This window comes from Oleiphilus sp. HI0043 (assembly GCF_001634935.1).
The window spans coordinates 1-311 of the sequence record NZ_LWEY01001003.1; the positions used below are offsets into that span (position 1 = coordinate 1).

1 protein-coding gene is annotated in these 311 nt (G+C 44.4%); it reads right to left on the minus strand.

Annotated elements, in window-relative coordinates; genetic code table 11:
- The coding region (locus A3729_RS10790) for a diguanylate cyclase domain-containing protein (protein WP_156497885.1) at positions 1-311 on the minus strand (311 nt) is incomplete at both ends.

The following is a 311-nucleotide window of genomic DNA, read 5'->3' on the forward strand; positions in this document are numbered from 1 at the left end:
TCTGCCTTTCGCTGCAGCTCATCCAGAACCTTGCCATCAAAGGGACTGATTGCAACCCCGATTGAAGCCTTGATGGAAAACTCTAAATGCTCCAACGAAACTGGGTTTCGTAGCACCTCCAGGTAAGCCTTACACAACTTGTTTAACTCACCTTTATCACGCATACCCGTCAAGATAATAAACTCATCGCCTCCTTGTCTGATACACATACAATCTTGGAAGTGTTCAGTAGTTCTGCTCGCCACTTCACAAAGAATCTGGTCACCAACAGAGTGACCATGTAAGTCATTACTCGACTTAAAGTTATTCAG